Annotated in this window: 17 protein-coding genes; 4 read left to right on the plus strand and 13 right to left on the minus strand. The window is 67.3% G+C overall.

What is annotated here, in order from left to right:
• Nucleotides 1-3 precede the first annotated feature (3 nt).
• Genes F9288_RS18220 through F9288_RS18250 form a run of 8 tightly spaced genes read right to left on the minus strand, consistent with a single transcriptional unit; the run spans nucleotide 4 to nucleotide 5,981 of the window.
• Nucleotides 4-1,482 (minus strand): TonB-dependent receptor, encoded by a 1,479-nt coding sequence (locus F9288_RS18220; RefSeq protein ID WP_254620944.1) that lies wholly within the window; start codon nucleotides 1,480-1,482, stop codon nucleotides 4-6.
• Between the two features lie 24 nt (nucleotides 1,483-1,506).
• A complete protein-coding gene (locus tag F9288_RS22235) occupies nucleotides 1,507-2,226 on the minus strand; it encodes a TonB-dependent receptor plug domain-containing protein (RefSeq protein WP_254620945.1) in 720 nt (239 codons plus the stop codon).
• 15 nt (nucleotides 2,227-2,241) lie between these two features.
• On the minus strand, nucleotides 2,242-2,721 hold the full coding sequence (locus tag F9288_RS18225; RefSeq protein WP_254620946.1) for a cytochrome C: 480 nt from the start codon (nucleotides 2,719-2,721) through the stop codon (nucleotides 2,242-2,244).
• Nucleotides 2,718-3,167: a cytochrome c gene (locus F9288_RS18230; protein ID WP_254620947.1), complete on the minus strand. Its 450-nt coding sequence runs from the start codon at nucleotides 3,165-3,167 to the stop codon at nucleotides 2,718-2,720. Before F9288_RS18230 ends, F9288_RS18225 begins: the two co-directional genes overlap by 4 nt.
• Nucleotides 3,164-3,712 (minus strand): methylamine dehydrogenase light chain, encoded by a 549-nt coding sequence (locus tag F9288_RS18235; protein ID WP_174838092.1) that lies wholly within the window; start codon nucleotides 3,710-3,712, stop codon nucleotides 3,164-3,166. The genes F9288_RS18230 and F9288_RS18235 overlap by 4 nt, the downstream gene beginning before the upstream one ends.
• Before the next feature lie 3 nt (nucleotides 3,713-3,715).
• Nucleotides 3,716-4,306: a methylamine dehydrogenase gene (locus F9288_RS18240; protein ID WP_254620948.1), complete on the minus strand. Its 591-nt coding sequence runs from the start codon at nucleotides 4,304-4,306 to the stop codon at nucleotides 3,716-3,718.
• Nucleotides 4,306-4,803: a MauE/DoxX family redox-associated membrane protein gene (locus F9288_RS18245; RefSeq protein WP_174838094.1), complete on the minus strand. Its 498-nt coding sequence runs from the start codon at nucleotides 4,801-4,803 to the stop codon at nucleotides 4,306-4,308. The genes F9288_RS18240 and F9288_RS18245 overlap by 1 nt, the downstream gene beginning before the upstream one ends.
• A complete protein-coding gene (locus F9288_RS18250) occupies nucleotides 4,800-5,981 on the minus strand; it encodes an amine dehydrogenase large subunit (RefSeq protein ID WP_174838095.1) in 1,182 nt (393 codons plus the stop codon). The genes F9288_RS18245 and F9288_RS18250 overlap by 4 nt, the downstream gene beginning before the upstream one ends.
• A gap of 151 nt (nucleotides 5,982-6,132) precedes the next feature.
• On the opposite strand from F9288_RS18250, the gene F9288_RS18255 reads away from it, so the two are divergent.
• Nucleotides 6,133-6,792 carry a TetR/AcrR family transcriptional regulator gene (locus F9288_RS18255; RefSeq protein ID WP_174838096.1) on the plus strand — a complete coding sequence of 220 codons (660 nt, stop codon included), beginning with the start codon at nucleotides 6,133-6,135 and terminating at the stop codon, nucleotides 6,790-6,792.
• Between the two features lie 9 nt (nucleotides 6,793-6,801).
• On the opposite strand, the gene F9288_RS18260 is transcribed toward F9288_RS18255, so the two are convergent.
• Nucleotides 6,802-8,421, minus strand: coding sequence for an acyl-CoA dehydrogenase family protein (locus tag F9288_RS18260; protein ID WP_174838097.1), 1,620 nt, complete (start codon nucleotides 8,419-8,421; stop codon nucleotides 6,802-6,804).
• A gap of 126 nt (nucleotides 8,422-8,547) precedes the next feature.
• Between F9288_RS18260 and F9288_RS18265 the strand changes: the two genes are divergently transcribed.
• Together F9288_RS18265 and F9288_RS18270 are read left to right on the plus strand one after the other, a co-directional pair.
• Nucleotides 8,548-9,213 (plus strand): NAD(P)H-dependent oxidoreductase, encoded by a 666-nt coding sequence (locus F9288_RS18265; RefSeq protein WP_174838098.1) that lies wholly within the window; start codon nucleotides 8,548-8,550, stop codon nucleotides 9,211-9,213.
• A gap of 76 nt (nucleotides 9,214-9,289) precedes the next feature.
• Nucleotides 9,290-10,459: an aminotransferase gene (locus F9288_RS18270; RefSeq protein ID WP_174838099.1), complete on the plus strand. Its 1,170-nt coding sequence runs from the start codon at nucleotides 9,290-9,292 to the stop codon at nucleotides 10,457-10,459.
• Between the two features lie 17 nt (nucleotides 10,460-10,476).
• Here the strand turns inward: F9288_RS18270 and F9288_RS18275 are convergent, their stop codons facing one another.
• The 4 genes from F9288_RS18275 to F9288_RS18290 all read right to left on the minus strand — a co-directional run bounded on the left by F9288_RS18275 (nucleotide 10,477) and on the right by F9288_RS18290 (nucleotide 16,553).
• Entirely contained in the window at nucleotides 10,477-10,743 is a 267-nt protein-coding gene (locus F9288_RS18275) for a hypothetical protein (RefSeq protein ID WP_174838100.1), read from the minus strand.
• A 69-nt stretch (nucleotides 10,744-10,812) separates the two neighbouring features.
• Nucleotides 10,813-12,213, minus strand: coding sequence for an efflux transporter outer membrane subunit (locus F9288_RS18280; protein ID WP_174839174.1), 1,401 nt, complete (start codon nucleotides 12,211-12,213; stop codon nucleotides 10,813-10,815).
• Between the two features lie 23 nt (nucleotides 12,214-12,236).
• Nucleotides 12,237-15,383 carry an efflux RND transporter permease subunit gene (locus F9288_RS18285; RefSeq protein ID WP_174838101.1) on the minus strand — a complete coding sequence of 1,049 codons (3,147 nt, stop codon included), beginning with the start codon at nucleotides 15,381-15,383 and terminating at the stop codon, nucleotides 12,237-12,239.
• Nucleotides 15,384-15,389: 6 nt separating this feature from the next.
• The gene (locus F9288_RS18290) at nucleotides 15,390-16,553 is read right to left on the minus strand and encodes an efflux RND transporter periplasmic adaptor subunit (RefSeq protein ID WP_174838102.1); all 1,164 of its coding nucleotides are present in this window, start codon (nucleotides 16,551-16,553) and stop codon (nucleotides 15,390-15,392) included.
• A 114-nt stretch (nucleotides 16,554-16,667) separates the two neighbouring features.
• On the opposite strand from F9288_RS18290, the gene F9288_RS18295 reads away from it, so the two are divergent.
• Nucleotides 16,668-17,381 carry a TetR/AcrR family transcriptional regulator gene (locus tag F9288_RS18295; protein WP_174838103.1) on the plus strand — a complete coding sequence of 238 codons (714 nt, stop codon included), beginning with the start codon at nucleotides 16,668-16,670 and terminating at the stop codon, nucleotides 17,379-17,381.
• Nucleotides 17,382-17,405 lie beyond the last annotated feature (24 nt).

The raw sequence follows: 17,405 nt of genomic DNA on the forward strand, positions 1-17,405 counted from the left end.
TCGTCAGATCTTGTAGCCCAGCGTGATGCCATAGGTACGCGGGTTGCCGATATGGTTATAGATGAAGCCGAAGCCCGCGAGCAGATCGACCCGCGAGGTGAAGTAGAATTGCTGCGCAGCATTCTTCACCCACGCCGAGGCGGTGATGTGCCCGTCCGCGCTTTCGTAATCGAGGTGCGCGTCGAGCAGCGCATAGCCCTTCTGCTTCAGGATCGCCTCGTTGATGACCTCGAAATATTGGCTCGATTGGTAAGCCAGCGACGGATGCAGGCTGATCGTGCCGAAGCCGCCGCGCGCCAGCGTGATATCCGGCCCGATGTTGAAGGTGAAGGAGGGCGCGTTCGCCAGCTTGTGCTCGGCGACGTCCGCGCCGCTGACAGTGCCCTCGATGATCTTGGTGGACAGCAGGCCGAGTCCGCCGTGGAGCTGGAAACCGTCCACGATGCGCGCGCTCAGTTCGGCCTCGCCGCCGAAGATGCGCGACTTGGGGATGTTGAGCAACGTCTGCGCGGCGGTGGCCGGATCGACGTTGATGAACTGCTGGTTGCGGTAATCGTAATAGAAGGCGGCGAGGTTCAGCGTGACGCGCCGGTCGAACATGCGCGTCTTGGCGCCGATCTCATAAGAGGTGACCTGTTCCGCCTTGGCGACGGAAACCTCGTCCGGCTGGAAGAATGCCTGCGCGTTGAAGCTCGGCGCGCGATAGCCGCGGCTGATGCTGGCATAGAGCAGGTTGCCGTCGGCCAGCTTGTAGTCCAGCCCGATCTTGCCGGAGAGATTGTCCGTCTTGAACGAGGCGGAGGTGAGCGGGATCAGGTTCGCCACCAGCACGTCGTCCACCCCGAACGCGTCTGAGCGGAACCCGGTCTGCCGGCCGATATCGTGGGTGTAGCGCAGGCCGCCGCGCAGCGTGATGGCGTCGCTCACCCGGAACTTGAGATCGGTATAGGCCGCGAAGCTCTTCTTCACCTGATCGAAGCGGTTCTTCACCTTGCAGGCAACGAAGGTGCCTTCCTCCACCCCGGCGGCGCAATCGGCTGCGTCGCTGCGGCCGTCGTCATTGAGATCGACATCGTTGAAGATCTGGAACGAGGTGGTGTTGAACACCTTCTCGCGGTTGAAATAGAGGCCGAAGATGAAATCGAACGGCCCGGACATGTTGCTGGTCAGGCGCAGGTCCTGCGCGAACTGGCTGGCGCGGTCGCCATAAGGGATTTCCAGCGTCTTGTTCGCCTGGCCGTCCGTATCCTCGGTGAAGAACAGGGTGCCGTGGTCATAGGAGGTGATGCTGGTCAGCGTCAGCGCATCGGTCAGCTCGTAATTGGCGGTCAGCGCCACCGATTGCGTGCGGGCGATGCGGCGCGTCGCGATGTCGGAGGCGATGTGATAGCGGTCGAGGCCGTCGACGCGCGTCTGGTCGGCGTTCTGCGCATAGATGCCGTAATTGTGCGGCGTCTGCTCGCTGACCGAGCCGCGCAACACCAGCTTCAGCCGATCCGTCGGCTCTCAGTGCAAGGTGGCGCGAAAGGCGAACTCGCGCGTTTCGGCGAGGTCGGGCATGCCGGGCAGGACGTTCCTGAACCAGCCGTCGGCATGGCTGTAGGTGCCCGCGACGCGCAGCGCGGCCTTGTCGCCCAGCGCGAGGTTGATCGCGCCGTTCACATCGACGCGGTTGTAATTGCCATAGCCCGCGTTGATGTAGCCGCCGGTCTCGCCGAGCGCGGCGTCGCGGCTGATGATATTGACCGCGCCGCCGGTGGTGTTCTTGCCGTAGAGCGTGCCCTGCGGCCCGCGCAGCACCTCCACCCGCTCAAGATCGTACATGGCGACGCCGAGGAAGGCGAAATTGCCTTTATAGACCTCGTCATAATAGGTCGCGACCGGGCTGGACTGGTTGAGCGAATAATCCGACATCGACACGCCGCGCAGGCTGAAGATCGGCGTATTGTCGCCGACGATGCCGGTCATCTGGAGGTTGGCGACCTTGCTTGTCAGGTCATCGACGCTGGTTGTGCGCGATTTGGAAAGATCGTCCCCGCCGATCGCCGAGACCGAGATCGGCACCGACTGGAGGCTTTCCGAACGCTTGGTCGCAGTGACGATGATCTCACCCGGCGCATTGGTTTCCGGCGTATCGGCCGCCTGGGCCAGAACCGGCGGCGCCACTAGCGCGATTGCGACGGCCAGCGCCGCCCCGCTCGTCCGCAACAACAAAAGATCCTTCATTGCCCGAGACCTCCCCTAATTTTTGATGTGCCGGTCTTTTCCTGCCCGTATGAAGCCCGCCACCAGACGCGCTCTCGTTGCGGCGCGCTCAAGGCGGAGGGGGCTTTGTCGCAGCGCGCCGATCTCCGCCGCCGTATAGGGGCGGAAGCCGGCCGGCATGTGCTGCGGATCGAACGTGTAGAGCGTCCAGTTGACAAGATTGGCGAGACGCGCGTCGTCCAGATCCGCCGTCGCCACGCCCGGCACCCGCCCGATGAACTCGCGCCCCCCCGGCACCGTCAGGAACAGCGCGAGCGTGCCCCGCATCGGCGGGTTGCTGAAATCGTCGCCGCTGCCGTCGATACGGTGGCATCCCTGGCATTTCAGCTTGTAATCGACATGCGCCTGCGCCGGATTGCTGACGCCGGGCATCGCGCCGGGCTGTTGCGCCACGCCGCCCGCCGCGATCAGGCCCGCAGTAAGGCCGGAGAGCAGCAGGACGAGCGCCGGTTTCATTTGCCTTCCGCCGCGTCGTGCAGCCTGGCGACATCCGCGCCGGTCATCGATCCGGCGCCGGCCTTGTAGCCGGAGACCTCCGCCGCGGTGAACGGCTTGAACGCAGGTCCCGTCCTGGCGATCGTAGTGCCGACGTGGTTGAGCACCGCCGCCACCGCCGCCTCGTCCAGTCCGCCCTGCGCCGGCATGACGTTGCGATAGGTCTTGCCCTCCACCGTCAACGGGCCGGACAGGCCCTTCAGCACCGCCAGCGCGAGATAGCGCCGCCCGCCCGGCTTCGTCGCGAGCGCGCGGAAATCGGCGCCCAGCGGCGGATAGGCGCCCGGCACGCCGGCTCCGGTCCTGGTGTGGCAGGCGGCGCAGCGGGTGAAGACCGTCGCTCCGTCCGGCCCCGCCGCCAGCGCCGTCGCCGGCATCAGCAGCGCAAGGATCGCCAGCGCTCTCACTGTGGCTGGTCCAGCGCGACGCCCACGATCACCGCCGTCGAGCAATTATAGATGCTGCTCTCGGTGCCGAGGCACCAGTTATAGTCGTTGTTCGATTGCGTGCGGACCTGCGGCCGGTCACCCTCGTTGCGGTTGCACAGGCACTGGCCGCACGACGAAGCGCCACAGCAATCGTTGTAGCTGATGATATAAGCGCGCTTGTCGGCCGGGTTGGTGCAGGTGCCGATCCAGGTGATCGGCGACATCTCCGTCCCCGGCGGACAGGTGTTCACCGTGCCGCCGCAACAGGTGCACAGGAAGCCGTCGATCGCGCAGTAACGCCAGTAATCGCAGGTCGTGCGGTCGCCCGGATCCTGCGCGACGCCGGAGGTGACGGGCGGATGCGCGACCCCGCCGGGATGGGTGGAAGCGCGCGCCACCGGCAGCACCGGGAAAACGGCCGCGCCGGTCATCCCCATCCCCAGCGTCGCCAGCAGGCTGCGCCGCGAGGTGCCGCGCGCGATCGAGCGGGTGAAGCGTTCGGCTATCTTGTCGAAACCGGCCATGGATCAGGCCTCCTTCTGGCGGCGGGCAAGGAAGTCCTGGATCGAGGCGACCCCATGCTCCTTGGCGGCGAACAGGCTTTCGAGATGCTCGCGGCTGTTGACGAGGCCGAGCGAGGCGACCCGCCCCTCCTCGTCGAGCAGCACGGCATAAGGCAGCTTGGAGACGCCGAACGCGCGGCCCAATGCCTCGGACAGCACCAGCGGCAGATCGCCCAACCCATGTTCGCTCGCGAGTTTGCGATAGGCGGGCTGCGTGCCGTCCCCGGCAATCACCACGTCCAGCCAATTCCCCTCCGCCTTCGCCGCCGAGCGCACCACCGGCAGCAGCGACTTGCACACGGGGCAATCGGGCGAGGCGAAGAACAGGAGCTGGCTGCGCCCGTCGCGTTTGCCCCCCACCTCCAGCGGCACGCCGTCGATCGTCACGACCGTCATCGGCGTCGCCACCTCGCCCACCGTCACCTTTTGGTGCAGCGTCAGCGCGCCCGCCGGCGCGATGCGCTCGTGCAGGATGCCGATCTGGCGCGCGAGCGCGGCGATCAACAGGCCCTCGACGATCACCGCCGTCCACAACAGCAATTGCGATACCAGCATCAGGATTTCCTCCATGCGGGGCGGGGAATGGCGAGAATTTCCGACGCCCCGAGGTAGAGTGCGAAAAGGCCAAGCGCGGCGAGCAACGCTTCCGCCGAGAAGCCCGAAGCGGCCGCCGGCAACGCTGCGAGTGCGAGCGCAAGGCCGGCAAGCAGCGCCGCGCGCAATATCTGCCCCGGCCCGACCGGGCGCGGCCGATCGACGAGATCGCAGCCGCAATCGAGCACCTCGCCCCGTCGTCGCCACAGCGCCAGCGCATAAGCGCTCCACAAGGCGGCGGCGGTCGTCGCGCCCGCCGTCGTGGCAACGGGGAGGACGAGGCATAGCGCGGCGACCGCCTCCGCGCCGCCGGTCAGCACCAGCAGCAACTGACCGGCCGGCAGGGATACGCCCGCCAGCCGCGCAGCAGCGGCGCCGAGGCGCGTCGGGGAATGCGCCTTGTGCGCGGCGGACACGCCGAGCACCAGCGCGAGGAACAGAGCCAGCGGCGTCATCATTGCACCGGGGTGATGACGATCGGGTTGAACGCCACCGTCGCCCCCAGCGTCCGCACGAAAGCGCCGCTGGCCGCGTCATAGACGTCGATCACGCCGTCGGCGCGCGCCAGCACCATATGTGGCTGGTCCTCGCGCGTGACGGCGACGGCCACCGACTGGGCCTTGAGCGGATAGCGCGCGACACGGGCCTTCTTCGCAGGATCGATCACCCACACTTCGGTGCCGCCGTCCTTGTGGCTGCCTTCCTTGCCGGCCGGGTTCATCAGCACGTAGAGTCGCCCGGCGGCATCGGCGTTGATCACCTGCCAGCCGCTTGGCCGCCATTCCGGCGCGCCGCCCTCCGCCGTGCCGACGCTGAACGCGCCGGGGATCGGCCGTGCGATCTCGCCGGAGAGATCGAAGCCCTGCAACATGCCGTGCTGGCTGACGAACCAGGCGGCGCGACCGACCATCGCCGGCGCGCTGAACAGCGGCTGCCTGTCGATGTCCTGCACAGCCTTGATCGTCCTGGACGTCGCCACCTTGCCCTGATCGTCGAGCGTCGCGCTGAAGATCGAGCCGTCGGCGCACAGGCTGGAGAAGCCGCGCTGTCCGGTGGGATAGATCTGCGCGCAGCCCGGCAGGTCGATCTCGTTGAGCACCTTGCGTCCGTCCAGATCGACCACGGTGACCGACTGCGCCGGGGTGAAATTGGCGACCAGCGCCCATTTCTCGCCATTGGTGAACTGGAACAGGTTTGGATAGGTGACGGAAAGCTGCCGCTTGCCGCCGGGCAACACGATCTCGCCCTTTGGCTTGAGGTCGGCCATGTCCCAGATGGTGATCGCGTCGGTGCGCTCGCCGCGCGTCAGGCGGGAGTAGAAGGTCTCGCTGGTCAGTATCTCGCCGCGCCTGGTGGAGACGAGCGAATTGGCGAATTGCGCCGCGCGGACGATCCCTTTCAGCGGCTGATTGGCCGAGGCAGTGTCGACTACGACCACCCGCCCGTCGACGATCGCGTTGAAGTGGAAATCGTTGATGAGCACCCAGCTTTTCGGCCATTGCGCCGGCAGCGCCGTGACGCTCGGGATCGCTTCCTCCGGCAGCGGCTTGGCATAAGACTCGGCCGGCGTGGCGGCGTGAGCAGGCAGCACCGCGAGGCCGAGCGCGGTCGACAACAGCCGGACGAACAACCTCATCCGTTTCCCTCTCCTGACAATGCCGATCGAAACGGCTTGCCTCGAATCATGATCGATGAGAGGTAAATCTGTCAATTGACCTAAATTTGTCTTATGACCTATTTTTGATTATTTGTTATAGGAAATCATCCGAATGGAGAGGATAATTACGATGAATCAATCGGATGATATCCCCGCCCTCATCACCGACCTGATCGTGCCGGAGCGCGACGGCGGCTATTCGAAGGGCCGGGAGACGCGGGAAATGATCCTGCGCGCGGCGCTTTCGATCCTGATCGACGAGGGTTACCGCGCCATGTCGATGCGCCGAGTCGCGGCGGCCTGCGGGATGAAATTCGGCAATCTCACCTACCATTATCGCACGCGCGAGGATCTGGTGCGCGAGTTGCTCGATGCGGTGATCCGCAGCTACGAGCAGGAGTTCGACGCGATCGTCCACGGCGCCGGCCTCAGCCCGGAACAGCGGCTGGAACGCTATTGCCTGCTGGTGCTCAACGACATCACCACCAGGAAGACGACGCGGCTGTTCCCCGAACTTTGGGCTTTGTCGAACCACGACCCCTTCGTGTACGACCGGATGCACGAGCTATACGCCCGCGCCCGGCGGCCGCTGCTGGAAGTGGTGGCCGAGATGCGCCCCGATCTCACCGCGGCCGAACAGGAGATGCTGACCCTGTTCATCTCCTATTCGATGGAAGGCTCGACGATCTTCGCCGGCCACGACAAGCCGTTCACGCCGCGAATGGGCTGTCTGATGGAAGTCTCGATACAGGCATTCAAAGCCCTGGTGCGCGATTTCAAGAGGCAGTGACCAGCCGTATCAGCCGGGGCTGGCGCGCGCGATGATCGCGCGCGGGTCGATCGCGGCGTCATAGGCGCCATAAGCCGAGCCGCGCTGCCCGAACCGCAGCGCGCAGAACGCCTCGGCGATCGGGCTGTCCCATCCGATCAGCACCGCCGCCTGCGCCGCGAGCGCCAGCCGCTCGACCAGCAGCCGCGCATTGGCCTCGTTCGCGGACCTGAGGTCGATCGCGTCGAGCCATGCGTCATAGGCGCCGATCCGTCCCCGCGCGCCGGCAAGGAAATCCCGCAGCGCCTCCACGCCCTCCGGCTCGCGGGCCAGCGCGCGCAGCAGGTCCAGCGCGATGACGTTGCCCGACCCTTCCCAGATCGCGTTCAATGGCGATTGGCGGAACAGGCGCGGCATCGGGCCGGTCTCGATATAGCCCGCGCCGCCGAGGCACTCCATCGCCTCGTTGACCACGCCGGGCGTGCGCTTGCACACCCAATATTTGGCGAGCGGGGTGAGCAGCCGCGCGACCGCATCGTCCTCGTCGAACGCCTGCGCCAGCCGGAAGCCGAGCATCGCCGCCGCCTCGCTCTCCACCGCGAGATCGGCGAGCACGGCGGCCATCGCGGGCTGGTCGATCAGGCGGCGCTGGAAGGCGGAGCGGTGCGCGGTATGCCACAGCGCCTGCGCCACCGCCCCGCGCATCTGTTGCGCGGAACCGATCACGCAATCGAGCCGGGTATGCTGCACCATCTGGATGATCGTCGCGACGCCGCGCCCCTCCGGCCCGAGCCGCTCGGCGAGCGCGCCGTGATATTCGATCTCCGACGAAGCGTTGGAGCGGTCGCCCATCTTGTCCTTCAGCCGCATCACGCGGAAACCGGCGTTGCGCTCCCCGTCCGGCAGCCAGCGCGGCACGAGGAAGCAGGTCAGCCCGCCCTCGGCGTAAGCGAGCGTCAGGAAGGCGTCGCACATCGGCGCGGAGCAGAACCATTTGTGGCCGGTCAGGCGATACCAATGACCCTCACCCGTCGGCTCGGCGCGGGTGGTGTTGGCGCGCACATCCGATCCGCCCTGCTTCTCGGTCATCGCCATGCCGATCGTGACGCCGGCCTTCTCCGCCGCCGGCCGCGCCGCCGGATCGTAGCGCCCGGCGGTGATGCGTGGCACCCATGTCGCGGCGACCTCCGGCGTGGCGGCGAGCGCGGGCACCGCCGCATAGGTCATCGTCATCGGGCAGCTCGTGCCCGAATCCGCCTGCCCGGTGAGGTAGAGGATCGCGGCATGGGCGAGGTGCCCCGCCCCCGTCCCGTCCCATGCGACCGAGGCGAAGCCGCTCTCCAGCCCAAGCCGCATCAATTCGTGATAGGCGGGATGGAAGCGCACTTCGTCCACGCGCCGGCCGTAGCGGTCGAACGTGTCCAGCACCGGCACGTTGCGATTGGCCTCGACGCCCCAGTCGATCACCTCGGCGGAGCCGCAACGCGCGCCCAGTGCCGCCAGCCGCCCGGCATGCGCGGCGCCGCCCGCCTTCGCCACCGCCTCGACCAATGCGCGATCGCCGGTGAACAGGTTCACGTCCTCCAGCGGCGGCGGCTGGTTGAACACCTCATGCGTGTCGAGCCGGTCGATCGGGCGGATCGCGGTCATCTGGTCGCTCCGTGATTGTCGGCCGTCAGCATAGGACGGCCCTCGCCGTCGCGCCATGCTTCGGAACCGCGGCGGCGCGGCGGTGTTCCATCATCGTGCCGGCTTCCGCCGGGCGGAGGGAACCCGATGCGCAACGTCACGCCAGCCGATCTTCATCATCTGGTCATCCTCGGCCATCCGGCGAGCGACAGCTTCAACCATGCCGTCGCCGCCGCTTATGCCGATGCGGTGCGCGAATGCGGTCAGGCAGCGACGGTCCACGACCTCTACGCGCGGAACTTCGATCCGCTGCTGCGCGCGGAGGAGCGCCCGGAGGCGAGCGATTTCCGCCTCTCCCCCGATGTCGAGCGCGAGCTCGAGCTGGTGCATGACGCGAGCGTCATCGTGCTCGTCTATCCGATCTGGTTCGGGATGCCGCCGGCGATCATCACCGGCTATATCGATCGCGTGCTGGGCGCGGGGCTGACCGCCACCGCGATCCGCCACAACAAGCAGCATACGATCCTCCACGACAAGCGTTTCGTGCTGCTGACGACCTCCGGCTCGACGCTTCCCTGGCTGGCCGAGCGCGGGCAATGGGAGGGGATGCGGGAGGCGTTCGATTCCTATCTCGAGACGATCTTCTCCTTCACCAGCGTCGAGCATGAGCATCTTGATTCGATCGTATCGCCGCTCGCGCCCGATTACGCCGCGCAATGCCTGGAGCGCGTCACGGAGCGCGCGCGGCTGGTGTGCAGCGCGGTGCTCAGCACGGCGCACGAGCGGCAGAAGATCGACAAGCTAACGCATTGAGGCGCGCGGCGGCATAGCGCGGCGTCTTCCATCCCCGTGGCCGGTGCGGCAGACAGGTTCACCGGCCGGTTAGAGGATGGATCGCGTGAACCCTGTCTATGCCACGATGGCGACCACCATCTTCGAGGAGATGTCCGGACTGGCGCGCGAGACCGGGGCGATCAATCTCGGGCAGGGCTTTCCCGATACGGCCGAACCGGAGGAGTTGCTCCGCGCGGCGGCGGATGCGGTGTTGGCCGGGCCGAACCAATATCCGCCCTCCGCCGGCCTGCCGGTGCTGCGCGAAGCAGTGGCGGGCTGGTACGGCCGGTTCCAGTCGCTCGACATCACGGCCGGCGACGTGCTCATCACCTCCGGCGCGACCGAGGCGATCGCCGCCGCGCTGCTCGCCATCGTCTCCGCCGGCGATGAGGTGATCCTGCTGGAGCCGATGTACGACGCCTATCGCCCGCTGGTGGAGCGCGCCGGCGGCGTGGCGCGGGCGGTGACGATGCGACCGCCGGACTGGCGCCTGCCGATCGGGGAGGTGGCGGCGGCGATCGGCCCGCGCACGCGCGCGATCGTGCTCAACAATCCGAACAATCCCACCGGGCGCGTGTTCTCCCGCCCGGAACTGGCCGCGCTCGCGGAGCTGTGCGTCGCGCACGATCTGATCGCGATCTGCGACGAGGTGTGGGAGCATATCGTGTTCGACGGCGCGCGCCATGTGCCGATGATCGCGCTGCCAGGCATGGCGGAACGGGCGGTGAAGATCGGTTCGGCGGGCAAGATCTTCGGCCTGACGGGGTGGAAGGTCGGCTTCGTGGTCGCCGCGCCCCGGCTGCTGCAACCGATCGCCCGCGCGCATCAGTTCCTCACCTTCACGACGCCGCCCAATCTACAGATCGCGGTGGCGCACGGCCTTGGCCTGGATGACGATTTCTTCGCCCGGTCGCGCATCGGGCTTGAGCGTTCGCGCAATTACCTGAGCGCGCTGCTGACGGCGGCCGGCTTCGCCGTCCTGCCGGGGGAGGGAACCTATTTCCTCACCGTGGATCTCGCCACATCGGGCATGCGCGAGGATGACGCCGCCCTCGCCCGCCGGCTGGTGCGCGAGGCCGGGGTGGCCAGCATTCCGCTGTCGCCTTTCTATATGAGCGATGCCGCGCCACGCGGCCTTCTCCGCCTGTGCTTCGCCAAGCCGGACGATATCCTGGCCGAAGCCGCCGGGCGGCTCGGGCAATGGTTGGCCGGTCGATCAGCCTGACCGGCAAGGCGGGACGATCAGATGCGGCGATGCTTCCCGCCGTAGCGACTCCCGATATACTGACCCAGCTTCTTCATCTCGTTCGCGGCAGCGGCCGCTTCCTCGACGCAACAGGGCAACGGGTCTTGCGCGTGATCGCTGGCGCGGGCCTGCACCTTCTCGCACAAATCCTCGATATCCGCGCGCGTCAGGAGGTTCTTCTCGCGCAGCAGGCAAAGCAGGCTCTGCAAGATCACCATGCTCTTGTCGCCAGCCTGATGCGCGACAAGCTCGATTCGATCCATTACTCCTCTCCTTTCGTTAAGAAGAGGATATGTACGTTACGCAAAAAGGCAAGCTATCGAATAGATATTTCAATCCAGCCCGCCGCCGAGCGCGCGATACAGCTCCACCAGATTGCTCGCGCGGGCGAGCCGCGTCGTCTGGAGCTGCTGTTGCGCGGCATAAGCGATGCGCTGCGCATCGAGCGCGGTGAGGAACGAATCGACTCCAGCGCGATAGCGCGCGTCGGAAAGCCTCGCCGCCACTCGTGCCGCCTCGACCCGCGCGCCCTGCGCCGCGACCTGCTCACCGATCGTGCCGCGCAGCGCCAGCGCATCGGCGACCTCGCGGAACGCCGACTGGATCGACTTTTCGTAAGTCGCGACCGCCGCGTCCCGCGATGCCTTAGCATAAGCGAGGTTGCCCGCGTTGCGCCCGCCGTCGAACAACGGCAGCGTCGCGGTCGGCGCGCCGGTGTAGGTGAAGCTGCCCCCGGCGAACAGGCCGGACAGCGCGGTGGAGACCGTCCCCAGCGTCGCGGTGAGCGAGATCGTCGGGAAGAAGGCCGCGCGCGCCGCGCCGATATTGGCGTTCTCCGCGATGAGCTGATGCTCCGCCTGCAACACATCGGGGCGGCGCAGCAGCACCTGCGAGGAAAGGCCGCCCGGCAGGGCGTCCAGCGTCACCTGCCCTTCGCCCAGCCCGGCCGGCAACAGATCGGCGGCGACGGGCGCGCCGGCCAGCAGGTCCAGCGCATTCTGGTCCTGCGCAATCCGCGTGCGCAGCGCGGCGATGTCGTTGCGCGCGCCCTGATAGTTCGTCTCCGCCTGCCGCGCTTCCAGCTCCGACGCGACGCCGATGCGGAATTGCGCGCGCGTCAGCTCCAGCGTCTGCTCGAACGTCTTGAGCGTGTCCTGCGCCAGCGCGAGCTGGTCCCGGTCGGAGGCGAGCGTCAGCCAGGCGGTCGCGATCTCCGCGATCAGGCTGATGCGCGCGGAGCGCTGCGCTTCCTCGCTGGCGAAATAACGCTCCAGCGCGGCGCGGCTGAGGTTGCGGGTACGGCCGAACAGGTCAAGCTCGAACGACGAGAAGCCGGCGTTGACCGAATAGATGTCGAAATTGTTCGACGTGGCCCCGCCCGCCCCCGCGCCGCCGCCGAGGCTGGCGGTATTGTTGGTATAGGTCGCGCCGGCGCTCACCGTGGTGGAGGGCACCAGATCGGCGCGCTGCACGCGATATTGCGCGCGCGCCTGAAGCACATTCGCGGCGGCGACGCGCAGGTCGCGGTTGTTGGCCAGCCCCGTCTCGATCACCTGCCGCAGCCGCGCGTCGAGGAAGAAATCGCGCCAGCCGACCCTGGTGACGTCCGGCGCGTCGGTCGCCGCCGCCGGATAGGGGCCGCCCTGCGGCAGCTCCGCCGGGACGGCGCCGACGGGGCGGACGTATTTCGGGGCGAGGTTGCACGCCGTCAGCGCGGTCGCGCCGGCGAGCATGACGAGGGTACGGAAACGGCTGGTCACGCGGAAACTCCCTGCGCGGCGTCATGGCCGGGCGCGTCGTCGCGATGGCCGAACAGGCGCAGCACGAGGACGAAGAACATCGGCACGAAGAAGATCGCCAGCACGGTGGCGGAGAGCATGCCGCCGACCACCGACCGGCCGATCGCATTCTGCCCGCCCGCCCCGGCGCCGGTGGTGATCGCCAGCGGCAGCACGCCGAACACGAAGGCAAAGCTGGTCATCAGGATCGGGCGCAGGCGCAGCCGGGCGGCTTCGACTGCGGCCTCGAACGGCCGCATCCCCTCCGCGATCCGCTCCTCGGCGAATTCCACGATGAGGATCGCGTTCTTGGCCGAGACGCCGATCGTCGTGATGAGGCCGACCTGCAGATAGATGTCGTTGTTCAACCCCGTCAGCGTCGCGGCGAGCAGCGCGCCGACGATGCCGAGCGGCACCACGAGGATCACCGAAACCGGCACCGACCAGCTTTCGTACAGCGCGGCAAGGCACAGGAAGACGATCAGCAACGACAGCGCATAGAGCGCCGGCGCCTGCCCGCTCGACAGGCGCTCCTCATAGGAAAGGCCGGTCCATTCCAGCCCCGTGCCGGGTGGCAGCTTGGCCTGGATCTCCTCCATCGCCTTCATCGCGTCGCCGGTGCTGACGCCCGATCCTGCGCCGCCCTGTATCTCGGTCGCGGGCAAGCCGTTGTAGCGGGTGAGCTGCACCGGCCCGGTAGCCCATTCGAGCGTCGAGAAGGCGCTGAACGGCACCATCTGTCCGCTCGCGCCGCGGACGTAGAAGCTCGCGAGGTCCTCCGGGCGCAGCCGGTATGGCTCGTCGGCCTGGATATAGACGCGCTTCACCCGCCCGCGATCGATGAAATCGTTGACATAGGCGCCGCCCCAGGCGGTCGAGATGGTCGAATTGATCGATTCGAGATCGAGGCCCAGCGCGCGCGCCTTGTCCTGATCGACGTTGATCTTGAGCTGCGGCGCGTCATCGAGGCTCATCGGCCGCACCTGCGCGAGCCGCTTGTCCTGCATCGCCATGCCGAGCAGCATGTTGCGCGCCTGCGTCAGCCGCTCATGCCCGACGTTGCCGGTATCGACGAGCTGGAGGTCGAAGCCGGTGGCATTGCCCAGCTCCGACACCGCCGGCGGCACCAGCGCGAAGATCATGCCGTCCTTATATTGCGCGAAGGCCCCCATCGCGCGGGCGGCGATCGCCTGCGCCTTGTTCCTGGCGCCCGGCCGCTCGCCCCACGGCTTCAGGTGGATGAACGCGATGCCGGCGTTCTGCCCCTGCCCCGCGAAGCTGAAGCCGTTGATCGTGAACACCGCCTCCACGGCCGGATCGCTCAGGAAATGGCTGCGCACCAGTTCGAGCCCCTTCTCCGTGCGCGCGGTGGTGGCGCCGGACGGTCCCTGAACCATCGCCATAACCGCGCCCTGATCCTCATCGGGCAGGAAGGCCGTGGGCAGCCGCCAGAACAGCAGCCCCATGCCGAGCACGATCACCAGATAGACGACGACCGAGCGCTTCCAGTGCCGCGTCGTGCCGCGCACGCCCTGCTCATATTTCTCGCGCCCGCGATCGAATCTGTCGTTGAACCAGCGGAAGAAGCGCGCCAGCAGGCCGTCGCCCTCATGCTTCGCCGGGTCGTGCGGCTTGAGGATCGTCGCGCACAGCGCCGGAGTCAGGATCAACGCGACCAGCACCGACAGCACCATCGCCGAGACGATGGTGATCGAGAACTGGCGGTAGATCACGCCCGTCGAGCCACCGAAGAACGCCATCGGCAGGAACACCGCCGACAGCACCAGCCCGATGCCGATCAGCGCGCCGCTGATCTCGTCCATCGATTTGCGCGCTGCGGCCTTCGGGCTCAGTCCCTCGGTGACGATCAGGCGCTCGACATTCTCGACCACGACGATCGCGTCGTCGACCAGCAGGCCGATCGCCAGCACCATGCCGAACAGGGTGAGCGTGTTGATCGTGAAACCGGCCACCGCCATCACCGCGAAGGTACCCAGGAGCACCACCGGCACGGCGATCGTCGGCACCAGCGTCGCCCGCCAGTTCTGCAGGAACAGGAACATGACGAGGAAGACGAGCACCACCGCTTCGAACAGCGTCTCGACCACCTGCTTCACCGACAGGCGAACGAACGGCGTGGTGTCGTAAGGATAGACCACCGCGACATCCGCCGGCAGCCCCTTGGCGATCTCCGTCACGCGCGCCTTCACCGCATCGACCGTGGCGAGCGCGTTCGCGCCCGACGCGAGCTTCACCGCGAAACCCGACGCCGGCTGGCCGTTGTAGCGCGTGTCGAAGCCGTAATTCTCCGCGCCCAGTTCCGTGCGGGCGACGTCGGACAGGCGCACGACCGAGCCGTCCGCGCCGTTCTTCAGGCGGATCGCGCCGAACTGCTCGGGCGTCTGGAGCCGCGACTGGACGGAGACGGTGGCGTTGAGCATCTGCTCCTTCGGCGCCGGCTGCGCGCCGATCTGACCGGCGGAAACCTGCGCGTTCTGCCCCTGGATCGCGGCCGTCACGTCCGCGATCGTAAGCTGATAGGCGTTGAGCTTCAGCGGATCGACCCAGATGCGCATCGCATATTGGCCGCCGAACACCTGCACCTCGCCCACGCCGTTGACCCGGCTCACCGGGTCCTGGAAGCGCGAGACGATCATGTCCGACAGATCGGTCGCGCTATGCGATCCGTCCTTCGAATAGAGGCCGATGATGGCGAGGAAGTTGGCCGCCGACTTCTGCACCTGCAACCCCTGCTGCTGCACCTCGCGGGGGAGCAGCGGCGTGGCGGCCTGGAGCTTGTTCTGCACCTGAACCTGGGCGATGTCCGGGTTGGTGCCTTGCTCGAACGTCAGCGTGATCGTCACCATCCCCGCCGAGGAGGACGAGGACGAGAAATAGCGCAGGTGATCGATGCCCTTGAGCTGCTGCTCGATGATCTGCGTCGTGGTCCGCTCCAGCGTCTCGGCGTCGGCGCCGGGATACATGGCGGAGATCGACACCGTCGGCGGCGCGATCTCCGGGAATTGCGCGACCGGCAGCGAGCGGATCGCCAGCCCGCCCGCGAGCATCAGGATGATCGCGATGACCCATGCGAAGATGGGCCGGTCGATGAAATAGCGTGACATACGGGCTTACTTCGCCTGCGCCTGCGCCGCCGGCTTCGCGGCGGCGGCGGCGTTCTCCGGCGACCAGGGCGTGGCCTTCACCGGCATCCCCGGCTGGATCATCATCCCGCCCTCGACAATCACGCGCTCGCCGTCCTTCAGGCCGCCCGTGACCAGCCACGAATCGCCGACCGTGCGGGTCGCCTGGATCACGCGCTGCTCGACCTTGTCGCCCTTGCCGACGACCATGACGGTCGCCTGCCCGCGCTCGTCGCGGCTGACGGCGCGCTGGGGAACGAGCAGGCCCCGCGCCTGCGTGCCCTCGACCAGTTGCGCGCGGACATACATGCCCGGCAGCAGCAGGCCGCGCGGGTTGGCGAAGCGGATGCGGATCGCCTGGCTGCCCGTCGTCGGATCGACCGAGACGTCGGTGAACTTCATCTCGCCCTCGATCGGATAGGTCGATCCGTCCTCCAGCTTCAGCCGGACGCGCGCCGCCCCGCCATCGCGCGAGAGCTGACCCGCGAGAATCTGTTGGCGCAGCTTGAGCACCTCGGCGCTCGATTGCTGCACGTCGACATAGATCGGATCGAGCCGCTGGATCGTGGTCAGCGCGTTCGCCTGCGCCGCCGTCACCAGCGCGCCGGTGGTGAAGTCCGAGCGGCCGATCCGCCCCGAGATCGGCGCGCGGATCGTGGTGCGCGCAAGGTCGATCCGCGCCGAGCGCAGCGCGGCCTCCTGCGCGGCGACATCGGCGTGCGCCTGCTCCGCCTGCGTCTGCGCATTCTCGTAATCCTGCCGCGCGATGGCGTTGATCTTGACCAGTTCGCCATAGCGCCGCGCGAGCGCGCCGGTCGAGGCGATCGCCGCGCGGGCGCGCGTCAGCGCGGCGGCCGCGCTCGCCTCGCTCGCCTTATAGGGCTGCGGATCGATGCGGTAGAGCGGCTGCCCCTGCCGGACCGAATCCCCCTCCTCGAACAGGCGCGCGAGGATCAGGCCGTTCACCTGCGGGCGAACCTCGGACGTTTCATAGGCGACCGTTCGGCCGGGAAGCTCCGTCGTCAGCGTCACCGGTTGCGAGCGCACCGTGACGACGCCGACCTGCGCGGGGCCGCGCTGCTGATCCGGCGCACCCTGCCCACAGGCCGGGAGGAGCAGCGCCAGCGCGAGCGCGGGTGCGAATTTTCTCATGAACGTTCCCGACTTTTATGCTAATACGTGAGTGATCGTTCACTCACGTTTTGCGCGAATTACGCCCGAGCCGGAGCCAAGACAAGCCAGAAGATGATGGAGAGAGTTGATTTTTTGCATTGCAGCAAGGAGGACCGCGCATCGCGTGCCGCCCGGCGTCGCGAGCATATCCTCGAAACGTCACGCCGCCTGTTCATCGAGAACGGCTTCCACGGCACCGGCGTCGCGCAGATCGCCGGCGCGAACGGGGTCAAGGTCGGCCAGATCTACCGGGACTTCGCCTCCAAGGAGGATATCATCGCCGCCATCGCGCGCCGCGATTTCCTGCAATTCCTTGACGAGGCGTCGCTGAACGCGGCGATCCTCACCAGCAACCGGGCCGCGGTGCGCGAGTGGATATTGACCTTCACCAGCTATGACGAGGATGTCGACGGCTATCGCCTGATGCCGGAGATCATGGCCGAATCCGCGCGCAATCCCCGCATCGCGAAGCTGCAGGAGGAGATGCGCGACCGGGTCCGCGCCGCGCTGGTCGCCGCGCTCACCGCTTATGTGCCGGGCGAGCGCAGGGAGGAGGCACGCTGCGATCTCGCCGACCTGATCGCCACGCTTGGCAGCGGATTGTGCCAATGGGTCATCATGGCCGAGCAGGGCGGACGCGGCCACAGCACTCTGTGCGCGCAGCTACGCTCGATCGTCGAACGGGAACTGGATGCGCTCGAACGATGCGAGACATGCGACACGCCGCTGTCGAACCGGCGGATCTTCCAGGTGACCGTCCCGACCTGCGGCTGCGGCATGATCGCCGATCGCGAGTTTCACGGATAACTCGTCGAACCGCGCCGGGATGCG

It is taken from the genome of Sphingomonas sp. CL5.1 (genome assembly GCF_013344685.1).
Lineage (GTDB): Bacteria > Pseudomonadota > Alphaproteobacteria > Sphingomonadales > Sphingomonadaceae > Sphingomonas.

Excerpts from the sequence above, each read along its gene's own strand:
- F9288_RS18280 (WP_174839174.1), bottom strand. The coding sequence starts at position 12,213 with ATGCTCGCCGGCGCGACCGCGCTGACGGCGTGCAACCTCGCCCCGAAA.
- F9288_RS18235 (WP_174838092.1), bottom strand. The coding sequence starts at position 3,712 with ATGGCCGGTTTCGACAAGATAGCCGAACGCTTCACCCGCTCGATCGCG.
- F9288_RS18245 (WP_174838094.1), bottom strand. The coding sequence starts at position 4,803 with ATGATGACGCCGCTGGCTCTGTTCCTCGCGCTGGTGCTCGGCGTGTCC.
- F9288_RS18270 (WP_174838099.1), top strand. The coding sequence starts at position 9,290 with ATGGATCGCGTGAACCCTGTCTATGCCACGATGGCGACCACCATCTTC.
- F9288_RS18275 (WP_174838100.1), bottom strand. The coding sequence starts at position 10,743 with ATGGATCGAATCGAGCTTGTCGCGCATCAGGCTGGCGACAAGAGCATG.
- F9288_RS18290 (WP_174838102.1), bottom strand. The coding sequence starts at position 16,553 with ATGAGAAAATTCGCACCCGCGCTCGCGCTGGCGCTGCTCCTCCCGGCC.
- F9288_RS18265 (WP_174838098.1), top strand. The coding sequence starts at position 8,548 with ATGCGCAACGTCACGCCAGCCGATCTTCATCATCTGGTCATCCTCGGC.
- F9288_RS18225 (WP_254620946.1), bottom strand. The coding sequence starts at position 2,721 with ATGAAACCGGCGCTCGTCCTGCTGCTCTCCGGCCTTACTGCGGGCCTG.
- F9288_RS18250 (WP_174838095.1), bottom strand. The coding sequence starts at position 5,981 with ATGAGGTTGTTCGTCCGGCTGTTGTCGACCGCGCTCGGCCTCGCGGTG.
- F9288_RS18260 (WP_174838097.1), bottom strand. The coding sequence starts at position 8,421 with ATGACCGCGATCCGCCCGATCGACCGGCTCGACACGCATGAGGTGTTC.
- F9288_RS22235 (WP_254620945.1), bottom strand. The coding sequence starts at position 2,226 with ATGAAGGATCTTTTGTTGTTGCGGACGAGCGGGGCGGCGCTGGCCGTC.
- F9288_RS18285 (WP_174838101.1), bottom strand. The coding sequence starts at position 15,383 with ATGTCACGCTATTTCATCGACCGGCCCATCTTCGCATGGGTCATCGCG.
- F9288_RS18255 (WP_174838096.1), top strand. The coding sequence starts at position 6,133 with ATGAATCAATCGGATGATATCCCCGCCCTCATCACCGACCTGATCGTG.
- F9288_RS18240 (WP_254620948.1), bottom strand. The coding sequence starts at position 4,306 with ATGCTGGTATCGCAATTGCTGTTGTGGACGGCGGTGATCGTCGAGGGC.